The 4183-nt window shown below is 74.1% G+C and carries 1 protein-coding gene; it reads right to left on the bottom strand.

Annotation, left to right across the window (positions count from 1 at the left end; genetic code table 11):
* Window positions 1-4183, bottom strand: a 4183-nt coding sequence (locus tag ACZ5CW_RS41110; protein ID WP_468610941.1) for a type I polyketide synthase, incomplete at both ends; no start/stop codon positions are given.

The raw sequence follows: 4183 nt of genomic DNA, 5'->3' as shown, positions 1-4183 counted from the left end.
CCACCCGTCACCACACCCGGCACATCCCGCCCCTCGGCCACAGCCTCAAGACCAGCCAGCACACCCTCACGACCCCCGCCCAGAACCACCGCACGATGCTTCATCGGGGCCCTGGTGGTCAGCAGGGACAGTGCGACGTCGGCCGGTTCGAGGCCGGCGTCGGCGGTGAGGGCCTGGTGGAGCCGGGCACCCTGGGCGCGCAGCGCGGCAGGGGTACGGGCCTGGAGGACGAGCGGTCGTACGGTGCCCGGCGTCGAGGCCGGTGCGGGGACGGCCTCAACGGTCCCGGCCTCTTCGACGATGAGGTGGGCGTTGGTGCCGCTGATGCCGAAGGAGGACACCGCCGCCCGGCGGGGACCGTCGCCCTTCCACTGCCGGCGTTCGGTCAGCAACTGGACCGTGCCCGCGGACCAGTCCACGTGCGGGGACGGCTCGTCCACATGCAGGGTGCGCGGCATCTCGGCGTGCCGGATTGCCTCCACCATCTTGATCACACCACCGACACCCGCTGCCGCCTGCGCATGCCCGATGTTCGACTTCAACGACCCCAACCACAACGGCCGCTCCGCGGAACGAGCCGCGCCATACGTGGCGATCAGCGCCTCCGCCTCGATCGGATCACCCAGCGTCGTACCGGTGCCGTGCGCCTCCACCAGGTCCACGTCCGCCGCCGACAGACCCGCGTCCGCCAGCGCCTGCCGGATCACCCGCTGCTGCGACGGACCGTTCGGCGCCGTCAACCCGTTCGACGCACCGTCCTGGTTCACCGCACTGCCCCGGACCACGGCCAGCACCCGGTGCCCGTTGCGCCGCGCGTCCGACAACCGCTCGACCAGGAGCATGCCGACGCCTTCGCTCCAGGTGGTGCCGTCGGCGCCGGCCGCGAAGGAGCGGCAGCGGCCGTCGGGGGAAAGGGCCCGCTGGCGGCTGAACTCCACGAAGGTGTTGGGGGTGGCCATCACCGTCACACCGCCGGCGAGGGCGAGACTGCACTCCCCGCGCCGCAGCGCCTGGGCGGCCAGGTGGATCGCGACGAGGGACGACGAGCACGCCGTGTCCACCGTCACCGCCGGACCCTCCAGACCGAAGGTGTAGGCGATGCGGCCGGAGGTCACGCTGCCGGTGCTGCCGGTGAGCAGGTAGCCCTCGTACTCCTCGGGTGCCTTGGCGACCCGTGCCCCGTAGTCGCTGTACATGGCGCCGACGAAGACACCGGTGCGGCTGCCGCGCAGGGTGCCCGGGTCGAGCCGGGCGTGCTCGAGGGTCTCCCAGACCGTCTCCAGCAGCAGCCGCTGCTGGGGGTCGATCGGTACGGCCTCGCGCGGGGAGATCCCGAAGAACTCGGCGTCGAAGCGGTCGGCGTCGTGCAGGAAGCCGCCCTGACGGCAGTACGTGGTGCCGGACCGCTCGGGGTCCGGGTCGTACAGGGCGTCCAGGTCCCAGCCTCGGTTGGACGGGAACCCGGTGATCGCGTCCTGGCCGTCCGCGACCAGCCGCCACAGATCCTCGGGGCTGTTGACGCCTCCGGGGTAGTGGCAGGCCATGCCGATGACGGCGATGGGCTCGTCGTCGGAGGCGGCAGGGGCGGTGATCTCCTCCTCGGCGCTGGACGCGGTCGCTCCCGGAGCGAGTTCGAGCAGCAGGTCCGCCAGTGCCTCGGGCGTGGGGTGGTCGAAGACCACGGTGGCGGGCAGTCGTACGCCCGCGAGGGAGTTGAGGCGGTTGCGCAGCTCCACTCCGGTGAGTGAGTCGAAGCCCAGTTCGCGGAAGGAGAGGTGGGCGTCGACGGCCTTCGGGTCTCCGTGACCGAGCACGGCGGCCACCGTGGAGAGCACCAGGTCCCGTACGGCTGCTCGGCGGTCGTCCGCGCTGAGCGCGGCGAGCCGCTCGAGCCAGGAGCCGTCCGCGGAGGCCGCGTTGTCGGCCCGCTGCCGGGCCGGGCGGCGAGCTGCGGGCCGGAGTATCGCAGGCAGGAGTCCGGCCTCGGACCGGGCGCGCAGCGCCGCGGCGTCCAGACGTGCGGGCACGAGGAGCGCCTGGTCGGCGGCGAGTGCCGCGTCGAACAGGGCGAGGCCCGTCTCGGCGTCGAGCGGTTCCAGCCCGTTCCGGCTCCAGCGGGACAGCTCGGTGTCGGTCAGTGCCGCGCCCATGCCGTCGCCGGTGTTCCACAGGCTCCAGGCCAGGGAGAGGCCGGGCAGCCCGAGGGCCCGTCGGTGCTGGGCGAGTGCGTCCAGGAAGGTGTTGGCGGCGGCGTAGTTGGCCTGGCCGGCGTTGCCGGTCTGGCCGACGATCGAGGAGAACAGGACGAAGGCGGTGAGCGGCAGGTCCTGGGTCAGCAGGTGGAGGTTCCAGGCGGCGCCGGCCTTGGGGGCCAGTACGGCGGCGCAGCGTTCCGGGGTCAGCGTCTCCAGGGTTCCGTCGTCGAGGACACCCGCGGCGTGCACGACGGCGGTCAGCGGATGCCCGGCCGGAACCGTCTCCAGCAGGGCGGCCAGCGCCGCCCGGTCCGCCACGTCACAGGCCGCGACCGTCACCTGCGCCCCCGACTCCCGCAACTCCGCGACCAGCTCCTCCGCCCCCGGAGCCGCAGCACCACGCCGGCTGGTCAGCAGCAGGTGCCGTACGCCGTACTCCGCGACCAGATGCCGGGCGAACAGCGCGCCCAGGCCACCCGTACCACCGGTGACCAGAACCGTGCCGTCGCCGTCGAGCACCGTCGGCTCGCCGTCGGCGCGGGCGGAGGTCAGCCGGGGTGCGTGGGGCACGCCGGCGCGTATCGCCAGCTGCGGTTCACCGGCGGCGACGGCGGCGGGCAGGGCCTGAGCGGACGCACTCGTGCCGTCGACGTCCACGAGGAGGAACCGGCCCGGGTGTTCGGACTGCGCCGTGCGCAGCAGGCCCCACAGCACGGCGCCCGCCGGATCGGGGACGGTGTCCTCGGGCAGGGCGCCGATCGCGCCCCGCGTCACCACGACGAGCCGGGCGTCGGCGAGCGCTTCCTCACCCAGCCATCCCTGGACCAGTTCCAGCACCCGGCCCACGCCGCGGGCCGCATCGGCCGCCGGTTCGGCGCCACCGACCGCTCCGCAGTCGAGCACGACCGTGTCCGGTACCGGTCGGCCGCCGGCGGTCAGTTCACCGAGCCCGCCTGCTCTGCGCAGCCCCGGCAGCGGCAGTGCGGCGTCGGAGGGTCGCTCGGCATCCCGGCCGAGGCCCGCTTGGAGGACCGCCCAGCCGGCGGTCTCCGGCTGTCCCACGGGCACCGGGGACCAGAGGACGCGGTGCAGTGAGTCATCGGCGGCACGGTGACGCACCGGCGCCGAGGGGCGCAGCACCAGCGACTCGACGCTGAGCACCGGGGCGCCCGTGCTGTCGGCCGCCACCAGGGACACGGTGTCCGCGCCGGCCGGCGACCAGCGCACCCGCAGGGCGGTGGCTCCGGTCGTGTGCAGGCGTACGCCGTTCCAGGAGAACGGCAGCAGCATCCTGCCCTCCTGCTGCGTCAGTACGACGGGGTGCAGCGCGGCGTCGAGCAGTGCCGGGTGGATGCCGAGCCGCCCGGCCTCCGCGTCCGGACCGCTGGGCAGACGTACCTCCGCGTACAGGTCCTCGCCCTGTCGCCACAGCGCGTGCAGGCCCTGGAACGCCGGGCCGTAGGTGTAGCCGCGCGAGGCCAGTTCGGCGTAGGCGTCGTCCACCGGTACGGCGGTCGCGCCGGGCGGCGGCCAGGCGGTGAGCCCGGTGATCGTGTCGGGTCGCGCGGTTTCCAGCAGGCCGGTGGCGTGCCGGATCCACTCGCCGGAGCCGTCGGCGCAGTACACGCCGATGGTGCGACGGCCCTCGGCGTCGGGCCGGCTCACCGCTGCCTGGAGGCGGACGGCCGACCGGCCGGGCAGCACCAGAGGGCTCTCGATGGTCAGCTCGGCCACGCTGTCACAGCCCGCGTGGTCGGCTGCGGCCAGCGCGAACTCCAGGAAGGCGGTGCCGGGCAGCAGTACGGCACCGCCGACGGTGTGGTCGGCCAGCCAGCCGTGGGTACCGAGACCGAGCCGGCCCGTCAGCAGCAGCCCTCCGTCCTGGGCCGGTTCGACGGCGGCGCCGAGGAGGGGGTGGCCGGTGGTGTCGAGCCCGAACCGGTCGGCTCCGCCCACACCCGCGGAGGCGTCCAGCCAGTACCGGCGAC

It is taken from the genome of Streptomyces sp. NPDC031379 (assembly GCF_055569615.1).
Note: the sequence above shows the minus strand (reverse complement) of the source record. Positions and strands in the feature narration are given on the sequence as shown.